Source organism: Streptomyces bobili, assembly GCF_002154575.1.
In the GTDB taxonomy this organism is placed as follows: Bacteria; Actinomycetota; Actinomycetes; order Streptomycetales; family Streptomycetaceae; genus Streptomyces; species Streptomyces bobili.
On the sequence record NZ_MUBA01000226.1, the window covers coordinates 1 to 9,289 of the forward strand.

The following is a 9,289-nucleotide window of genomic DNA, read 5'->3' on the forward strand; positions in this document are numbered from 1 at the left end:
TGCCCCGCGCGCGGGGCACGGGCCGTACGAGGTACGCCCGTTGCCGCGACGCCGGGGCTTGGAGGGGCGCCCTTGCGGGTGAGGTGACACGCCCTAGAGGGCGCCCTTGCGGGTGAGGTGGGTGAAGGCCAGCCAGCCAGGCAGCACCGGCAGCCACAGCGTCAGCAGCCGGTACAGCAGCACCGCTGGGGCGGCGACCTCCTTGGGGAGGCCGACGGCGATCAGACCGACCGTCAGGGTCGCCTCCACGGCCCCGACACCGCCCGGCGTCGGGGCGGCGGAACCGAGCGCGTTGCCGGCGAGGAAGACGACGGCGACGCTGGCGAGGCTGATCGAGGTCGTCTCGTCGCCGAACGCGCGGATCGACGCGTCCAGGCACATCACGAAGCAGGCCGTCAGCAGCAGCATGCCACCGATGCCGGTGACCAGCTTCTGAGGCCGCTGGAGCACGTCCAGCATGCGCGGTACGACCCCCGCGAACAGCGACCTCACGCGCGTGACGACGAATTTCCGCAGGAACGGCACCGAGGTCACCACGAGCACCAGGACCGCCACGGTCAGCAGTCCCGCGATGACGGTCCGGGACGGCGACAGCGACGGTGTCTTCTCGGTGCCGGTCAGATAGCCGAACGACAGCAGCATCAGGATGTGGCAGCCCAGCCCGAACAGCTGAGAGGCGCCGACGCTCGCCACCGCGAGCCCCGGCCGCACCCCCGCGCGCTGGAGGAACCGCGTGTTGAGGGCGACCCCGCCGACCGCGGCGGGCGCGACGATCTTCACGAACGACCCGGCGACCTGCGCGGCCACCGTCCGGACGAAGGGCACCCGCTCCGGCACGAAACCCAACAGGCTCATCGCCGCCGCCACATAGCTCAGCGCCGAGAACAGCACGGCCGCGGCGACCCAGCCCCACTCGGCGTTGGCGATGAGCGGACCGAACTCGATGTGCGTGAGCTGGGTCAGGAGGAAGTACGCGCCGATCGCGCCGGCGATGAAGCTGATCAGTGTGCGCGGCCGCACCCGTTCCAGGCGGGCCGGCTCCACCGGCGCCTGAGGCCGGATCAGCAGCACCTCGTGGCGGATCTGCGTGAGCAGGTCCTCCTCGCGGGCCTCGTCCAGCGCGTCGTCGATGGCTCGCTTCTCGGCCCGTGTCTCCGCGCGCACGGCCTTCTTCTCGGCCTTGTCGAGGGGGGGACCGCTCTCGTGCCCGGCCGCCGCGTGACGGGCCTGCTTGGCCTGCCGGGAGGCCTCCAGGACGGCGTCACGCTCCCGCTGCGCCCGCTCACGGGCCAGTCTGCGCAGTGTCGCGCGCGTGGAGCGGCTCAGCGCGATGGGCTGGAGCATCGGCAGACAGTCGGCGACGGCGTCGGGACCGAGCACGCTCACCGCGGACGCGACCGCGCGTTCGGCGCCCACCCGCAGGCCGAGCGTCACGAGCAGTTGCGAGGTGTCCATGCGCAGCAGCAGGTCACCGGCCGCGATCTCGCCGACCCGCATGTCGGTGAGGATCACCGTGCCGGAACGATCCACCAGAATGGCGTCGCCGACCAGTCTGCGATGCGCGATACGGCGGGACTGGAGGGCGCGCACCTGCTGCCAGGTGTCGTGCAGCAGCTCGTCGGTGATCTCCTCGTCGGCCAGCGAGTCGAGGGTGCGGCCGCCGGTGTGTTCGTAGACGAGCATGACAGCGTCGGGGCCCAGCTCCGAGGTCGCGATCAGCTTCGGCGCGTTGGCCCCTGCCGCGATCGCCGCGTAGGCCAGCAGTGCCTCCTGCTCCAGCGCCTGGCGCAGCGACTGGAGGCTGCTGCGGGTGGCGAACCCGCGCAGGGTCAGATTGCGCCACGCGCGGTAGAAGAAGCCCTGCGCCTGCTGCTCGCGGTCGACCACCGTGACGTCCAGCGGTGGGCCGTTCTCCAGGGTGACGAAGTAGCGCCGGCCGCGGTCGCCGGTCTCCGGGGTCTCCGAGACCTCCTCGCGCGCGGCGCTCACCGGGTGGAAGCCGACGTGCCGCAGGCCCGCCATCAGCGTCCGTCCCGTGGGCCGGACATTGGGCGAGCCGACCGCGTACAGCGTGCCGTAGGCGATGGTCCAGCCGATCAGAACCGTCAGGATGATCGAGAACGGGGTCGTGTAGCCGGTGACGAGCATCGAGAACGCGTCGAGCATCAGCACGATCCACAGCACCGCGCGCCACCGCGGTCGGCGCGACATGCCGACGGCCGTCATATAGGCGATGACGGGCGCCAGATAGCCGTGCACGGGGTCGGTGAGAGCGTGGATGTCACCGGGGGAGGGCTGGGTGAGCGCCTCCTGGATCGAGTCCGGGGCGGCCTTGGCGACCCACAGGTCGGTGGCGAGCGTCACTCCGTGGGCGAGGACCGCCGCGAGCACACCGTCGGCGATCCGCAGCCCGTCCCGTTTGATGAGCCGCTCGATGGCGAACGCGACCGGTACCAGCAGGATCGCGATGCTGGACGCCAGCCCAGCGATCTTGATGAGCAGATCGGGTGCCTGGCCGGTGCCCTTGTTGATGTCCTGTTCCAGGCCCGAGGTCGTTCCGTGCGCAAAGGCGGCGATGCCCAGCAGGACGACGACGGCCAGCACACCGATCAGCAGCCGCATGAGGTCGGAGGGGCGGTGCACGCGCGCGGGAAGCAGCGGTTCGTCGCCCTCGACCTCGTCGATGTGCGTCACCTCGACCAGGTCCTCGTCCTGTTCCGCCGGGCCGGCGGTGTCCGGGCGCGACGCAGCGTCAGAGGTGCCCTCCGCGTCATCGGGATGCACACCCTGCTGCTTCATCGTCTCTTCTTGATCTCGTATCACCGGTCACCGCCCGCACGATGGTGGCATGCCGCACCGACACACAGGGTCATCAGGGTGCAAACGCGGGTCGCACAGTCTGCCCGAAGCGTCTCCCTGGGGCGAGGGTCACACACTGCCGCGGGCCCGTCGCGTTGTCGGTGCGGTGGTGCAGGATGGGTCGGATGAGCGAGCAGAGCCTTCCGGAAGCCGCCCGCCCGGAGCAGACCGGCGACGCGCCGCCGGACCTCACCGGTGACGCGTTGCCGGAGTACGCCGAGCGCGTCCTCGATGTCGCGGAATTGATCCCGCCCGGACGCGTCATGACCTACGGCGACGTGGCCGAGTGGCTCGAGACGGGCGGGCCGCGCCAGGTCGGCCGGGTGATGGCCCTCTATGGCGGAGCCGTCCCCTGGTGGCGTGTCGTGCGCGCCGACGGAGTGCTGCTGCCGGGCCACGAACTTCGGGCCCTCGACCACTACCGCGCCGAGGGCACGCCGCTGAAAGCGGCGAGCCGGGCCGCCGAGGGGCACCTGCCGCGCCTGGACATGAGACGGGCGAGGTGGGACGGCGGTGAGCGTGCGCAGGGTCACATCTGACAGCTTCCGCCATCGACCCCGCCCAGGGGGACCCTGTGGCCCGTACGGGGGAAACGGGGCACGTCCGTGACATGGCGTACGTTCGAGGGCCGAGGGACCTGCGTGGCCTGCGGGCCACCCGGGCCCTGAGGGAAGAAGCGGAAGCCGTCCTCGCGGGCTGCTCGGCGGCGTAGCGTCGGCCGCACGCGGCGCCCTCATCCCGCGACCACCGCCCGCCCAGGGCGGCACCCCTCCCACCACGGCCCCCTCCGGACGGCGCACAGCGCCGGACGTGACGATCTGTACACCCACCAGGACCGGCGAACCACGTGAGCTCCTCTTTCTCCACCAGGCGCCTGCCGCACCCCCAGGGGCGGCAGGGGAGCCGTGGCGCGTACCGGCTGGTGCGTACCCGCCCGGTGCGGGTGGATCCCCCTCGTCTGGACGCCGCACAGCGCTCCGTGGTTGACCACACCACCGGCCCGCTGCTCGTCCTGGCGGGGCCGGGCACCGGGAAGACCACCACACTCGTCGAGTCGGTCGCGGCCCGTGTGGCGAGCGGCGGCGACCCCGCGCGCATCCTCGTACTGACGTTCAGCCGCAAGGCGGCCGTCGAGCTGCGCGACCGTATGGCACTGCGCATGGGCGCCGCCCGCGCGCCGCGCGCCACCACGTTCCACTCGTACTGCTACGCCCTGGTCCGCGGCGAACAGGACAGCGGTCTGTTCGCCGAACCGCTGCGGCTGCTCTCTGGTCCCGAACAGGACGTGGCCGTCCGCGAGCTGCTCGCCGGCCAGGTCGAACTCCAGCGGCACGGCCTCGCGCACGTGCGCTGGCCGGACGACCTGCGCGCCTGCCTCACCACGCGCGGCTTCGCCGACGAGGTCCGCGCGGTGCTCGCCCGCAGCCGCGAGCTGGGTCTCGGTCCCGACGCCCTGGACGCCTTCGCCGGCCGCATCGGCCGCCCCGACTGGCGGGCCGCGGCCTCCTTCCTCGCCGAGTACCTCGACGTCCTCGACCTGCACGGAGTGATCGACTACGCGGAACTCGTCCACCGCGCCGTCCTGCTCGCCCACCGCCCCGAGATCGCCCAGCGGCTCGCCGCGCAGTACGACGCCGTCTACGTCGACGAGTACCAGGACACCGATCCCGCCCAGGTCCGGCTGTTGCGCGCCCTCGCCGGCGGCGGCCGCACCCTGGTCGCCTTCGGCGACCCGGACCAGTCGATCTACGCCTTCCGGGGCGCCGACGTGAACGGCATCCTGGAGTTCCCGGAGACCTTCCCGCGCCGCGACGGACGGCCGGCCCCGGTAGAGGTCCTGCGCACCTCCCGCCGCTCCGGCGCCACGGTGCTGGCCGCCACCCGGCTCGTGACCCAGCGCATGCCCCTGACCCGCCTCCCGGCCGAGAAGGTCCGCGCCCACCGCGATCTCGCCGCCGCGCGCGAAGGGGGCCAGGTCGAGGTCTACACCTACCCGACGTCCGGAACCGAGCTGGACAACATCGCCGACATCCTGCGCCGGGCGCACCTGGAGGACGGCGTGCCCTGGGGCGAGATGGCCGTCCTGGTGCGCGCCGGCTCCCGCACGATCCCCACGGTCCGCCGCACTCTCACCGCCGCCGGCGTCCCCCTCGACATCGACGGCGACGACCTTCCCCTGCGCCACGAACCGGCGGTGGCGCCCTTGCTGACGGCACTGCGCGCGGTGGCCACGGCCGAGACGGCCTCAGCCGCGGCACGGCCTGCCGAGGGCGACGGCCCGGAGGGTGGTGGGAGCGGGCCGGTCGACGTCGAACCGGCGGAGGCTTCCTGGATCGACACCGAGACCGCCCTCACCCTGCTCGCCTCGCCCCTCGCGAGCATGGACGCCGCCGATCTGCGCCGCCTCGGGCGTGCCCTCCGCGACGACGAGCGGGCCGCGGGCAACCCCCTGCCGCCGCCGTCCGACGAACTCCTCGCGCGGGCCCTCGCCCAGCCGGAGCGCCTGGCCGTGCACGACCCGGTGTACGCGCGCGGTGCCCAGCGCCTGGGCGCGCTGCTGAGGAAGGCCCGAGAGCGTCTCGCGGGCGGCGGCACGACCGAGGAGGCCCTCTGGGAGCTGTGGGCGGGTACGCCCTGGCCCACGCGCCTGGAACGGTCCGCCCGCCGTGGCGGCGCGGCCGGTCGTAACGCCGACCGCGACCTGGACGCCGTATGCGCGCTGTTCGCCACCGCCGCGCGCGCGGAGGAGCGCACCGGCGGGCGGGGCGCGCTGAACTTCCTGGCCGAGGTCGAGGCCGAGGACATCGCCGCCGACACCCTCACCCGGCGTGCCGCGCGCCCCGACGCCGTACGCCTGATGACCGCGCACCGAGCCAAGGGGCTCGAGTGGAGCCTGGTCGTCGTCGCGGGTGTGCAGGAGGGTCTGTGGCCCGACCTGCGCCGCCGCGGCTCCCTGCTGGAGGCCGACCGCATCGGCCGCGACGGGCTCGCCGAACCGCTCACACCGGGCGCCCTCCTCGCGGAGGAACGCCGCCTGTTCTACGTGGCCGCCACGCGCGCGCGGGACCGGCTCGTCGTCACGGCGGTCAAGGCGCCCGCGGACGACGGCGACCAGCCCTCCCGCTTCCTCACCGAACTCGGCGTCGAGCCCAAGGACGTCACGGGCCGCCCGCGCCGCCCCCTCTCTGTCGCCGCACTGGTGGCCGAACTGCGCGCCACGACGGTCGACCCCCGTGTCTCGGAACCGCTCAGGCAAGCCGCTGCGCACCGCCTCGCCCGCCTGGCCGCCCTGGCCGACGAGGACGGCCGTCCCCTGGTGCCGACGGCGCACCCGTACCGCTGGTGGGGCATGTTCGAGCCGACCGAGAGCAAGGTGCCGCTGCGCGACCGCGACCGGCCCGTCGTGCTCTCCGGCAGCGCCCTCGACCAGCTGGCCAACACCTGCGCCCTCCAGTGGTTCCTGGGGCGAGAGGTGAAGGCCGACGCCCCGGCCACGGTCGCCCAGGGCTTCGGCAACGTGGTGCACGTCCTCGCCGACGAGGTCGCCTCCGGACACACCCCGGCCGACCTCGCCGTCCTCATGGAGCGCCTCGACTCCGTGTGGAACGCGCTCGCCTTCGACGCGCCCTGGAAGTCGGCGCAGGAGAAGGAGCACGCGCGCGTGGCGCTCGAACGGTTCCTGAAGTGGCACGTCATGGACCGCACCGGCCGTACGCCCGTCGCCAGCGAGCACGACTTCGACGTCACCCTGGAAGCGGGCGAGTACGAGGTCCGCATCCGGGGCCAGATGGACCGCGTCGAGGCCGACGGTGACGGCCGTGCCTACGTCGTCGATTTCAAGACCGGCAAAGCCGCGCCCACCGCGCGCGAGGTGGAACACCACCCACAGCTCGCTGTCTACCAGCTCGCCGTCAGCGAGGGCGCGGTCGACGAGGTCTTCGACGGTGCCCGCCCCGAGCCGGGCGGCGCCGAACTCGTCCAGTTGCGCCAGGGTGCCGCCAAGAGGGACGGCGGTGAGAGCCTGCCCAAGGTCCAGGCGCAGGAGCCGCTGGACGGCGAGTGGGTCGGCGACCTGCTCGCCACCGCCGCCGGCAAGGTCCTCGACGAACGGTTCACGCCCAGCGCCGGCCAGCACTGCACGCACTGCGCCTTCCGCGCCTCCTGCAGCGCCCGGCCCGAGGGGCGCCAGGTCGTGGAGTGAGCCCGCCGGTGCACCGAGGGGCGTGGGCGGGTGGTGCGGGGCAGGCGTGAGTGGACCGGTGCTGTGTATGGCGTGAGCGGGCTGGTGCGGCGTACGGCGCGGGCGATTCGGTGGGCGATTGCTAGAGCAGCTTGTGTGACGGACCGCACCACACCGGCTGACCTGTGCTTTCTGCCCGGCGGCAGGCGTTTTGTCATCGACTGTCAGTGCCCGCCGCTAGCCTCTCCCCATGCCCGCCCGCATCACCGATCCCGAGCAGCTCAAGGAGCTCCTCGGGATCCCGTTCACCCCGGAGCAGACGGCCTGCATCACCGCGCCGCCGGCCCCGCAGGTGATCGTGGCCGGAGCCGGCTCGGGCAAGACCACGGTGATGGCCGCGCGCGTGCTGTGGCTGGTCGGCACCGGCCAGGTCGCCCCCGAGCAGGTCCTCGGCCTCACCTTCACCAACAAGGCCGCCGGCGAACTCGCCGAGCGCGTCCGCAAGGCCCTGATCAGGGCCGGCGTCACCGACCCCGACGTCATCGACCCGGACAATCCGCCGGGCGAGCCGGTGATCTCCACGTACCACTCCTTCGCGGGCCGCCTGCTGACCGACCACGGCCTGCGCATCGGCCTGGAGCCGACGTCCCGGCTGCTCGCCGACGCCACCCGCTACCAGCTCGCCGCGCGCGTCCTCAGGGAGGCTCCCGGCCCCTATCCGGCACTCACCCGGTCCTTCGCCGACCTGGTCAGCGACCTGCTCGCCCTCGACTCCGAGCTGGCCGAACACCTGGTGCGCCCCGAGGACCTGCGCGCGTGGGACGCCGAGCTGCTGCACACCCTGGAGGGCGCCAAACTCAGCAACGCCGATCTGCGCAAGGTGCCCGAGACGGCCGCAGCCCGGCGCGAACTCGCCGAGCTGGTGCTGCGCTACCGGGCCGTCAAGCGCGAGCGCGACCTGCTCGACTTCGGCGACCAGATCGCCCTCTCCGCCCAGCTCGCCCGGATCCCCGAAGTGGGCCGCCTCCTGCGCGACGAGTTCCGCGTGGTGCTTCTGGACGAGTACCAGGACACCTCCGTGGCCCAGCGCACCCTCCTGGCCGGCCTCTTCGGCGGCGGAACCGGCCACCCCGTCACCGCCGTCGGCGACCCCTGCCAGGCGATCTACGGCTGGCGCGGCGCCTCCGTCGCCAACCTCGACGACTTCCCCGAGCACTTCGCCCACGCCGACGGCCACCCCGCGACCCGCCAGGCGCTCAGCGAGAACCGCCGCAGCGGCGGCCGGCTTCTCGACCTGGCCAACGGCCTGGCCGAACCGCTGCGCGCGATGCACGCGGGCGTGGAGGCACTGCGCCCCGCCCCCGGCGCCGAGCGCGACGGCATGGTCCGCTGCGCGCTCCTGACCACCCACGCGGAGGAGATCGACTGGATCGCCGACTCCGTCGCCCACCTGGTGAACACCGGCAAGGCACCCGGCGAGATCGCCGTGCTGTGCCGCACGGCCACCGACTTCGCCGAGATCCAGGGCGCTCTGGTCGCCCGCGACGTACCCGTCGAGGTGGTGGGCCTCTCCGGCCTGCTGCACCTGCCCGAGGTCGCCGACCTCGTCGCCGTCTGTCAGGTTCTCCAGGACCCCGGCGCCAACGCCTCCCTGGTCCGCCTCCTCACCGGCCCGCGCTGGCGCATCGGACCCCGCGACCTCGCCCTCCTGGGGCGACGCGCGCGGCTGCTCGTGTCCCACGCGCGCGGGGGCGACGGCGACGACCCGGACCGGCGGCTCGCCGCGGCGGTCGAGGGCGTGGACCCCTCCGAGGTGATCTCGCTCGCCGACGCGCTCGACACCTTCCTCGAATCGCCCCTGGAGGGAACCGGAGACGACGGGCTGCCCTTCTCCCCGGACGCGCGCGTGCGCTTCGCCCGGCTCGCGGCGGAACTGCGCGACCTGCGCCGCTCCCTGTCCGACCCGCTGATGGACGTCCTGCACCGCGTCCTCGCCGTCACCGGCCTTGAGGTCGAACTGTCGGCGTCCCCGCACGCCCTGGCTGCCCGCCGCCGCGAGACCCTGTCGAACTTCCTCGACATCGCCGCCTCCTTCGCCGCCGCGGAGAGCGAGGCGAGTCTGCTCGCCTTCCTCGGCTTCCTGCGCACCGCCGCCCAGTACGAGAAGGGGCTGGACAACGCCCTGCCCGGCGGGGAGAACACCGTCAAGGTCCTCACCGCGCACAGGTCCAAGGGCCTGGAGTGGGACGT

4 protein-coding genes are annotated in these 9,289 nt (G+C 73.2%); 3 read left to right on the forward strand and 1 reads right to left on the reverse strand.

The features are described from left to right. Positions 1 to 93: 93 nt before the first annotated feature. The gene (locus BZL64_RS19190) at positions 94 to 2,799 is read right to left on the reverse strand and encodes a lysylphosphatidylglycerol synthase transmembrane domain-containing protein (RefSeq protein ID WP_086770421.1); all 2,706 of its coding nucleotides are present in this window, start codon (positions 2,797 to 2,799) and stop codon (positions 94 to 96) included. A 185-nt stretch (positions 2,800 to 2,984) separates the two neighbouring features. On the opposite strand from BZL64_RS19190, the gene BZL64_RS19195 reads away from it, so the two are divergent. From BZL64_RS19195 to BZL64_RS19205, 3 genes are all read left to right on the forward strand, one after another. Further along, complete coding sequence (locus BZL64_RS19195; protein ID WP_279634604.1) at positions 2,985 to 3,398, forward strand: MGMT family protein; 414 nt, start codon at positions 2,985 to 2,987, stop codon at positions 3,396 to 3,398. Positions 3,399 to 3,706: 308 nt separating this feature from the next. Then, positions 3,707 to 7,060 carry an ATP-dependent helicase gene (locus BZL64_RS19200; protein WP_086770423.1) on the forward strand — a complete coding sequence of 1,118 codons (3,354 nt, stop codon included), beginning with the start codon at positions 3,707 to 3,709 and terminating at the stop codon, positions 7,058 to 7,060. Positions 7,061 to 7,289: 229 nt separating this feature from the next. Beyond that, the coding region (locus tag BZL64_RS19205; RefSeq protein ID WP_143663217.1) for an ATP-dependent helicase at positions 7,290 to 9,289 on the forward strand (2,000 nt) is incomplete at its 3' end.